Source organism: Acetobacter sacchari (assembly GCF_017377715.1).
GTDB lineage: Bacteria > Pseudomonadota > Alphaproteobacteria > Acetobacterales > Acetobacteraceae > Acetobacter > Acetobacter sacchari.
Genome location: NZ_JAFVMF010000124.1, coordinates 1 through 237, shown reverse-complemented (window position 1 = coordinate 237; position 237 = coordinate 1). Strand labels below are relative to the sequence as shown.

Below are 237 nucleotides of genomic sequence, written 5' to 3'. Positions count from 1 at the left end.
ATTCTATTACCAAGCAAATGGAGGTCTTGATGGTTCTGTAGCCAAAGCGGTTGGTCGATTACTATTTTCCGGTGGTTCAGATTCAGCTGCACTTAATGAAGGATTTGCGGTAATAAGTTCCGATATGGGGCACCCAAGTCCAACCCCGCTATTTGGTCTTGATCCTCAAGCTCGGCTAGATTATGGCTATAATGCTGTTGCTGATTTAACGCCGATGGCAAAAAACATCATAGAAAA

General features: G+C 43.5%; 1 protein-coding gene. It reads left to right on the top strand.

Annotated features, from left to right (window positions below):
• A partial coding sequence (locus J2D73_RS20480) for a tannase/feruloyl esterase family alpha/beta hydrolase (RefSeq protein ID WP_207884271.1) occupies nt 1-237 on the top strand: 237 nt, incomplete at both ends.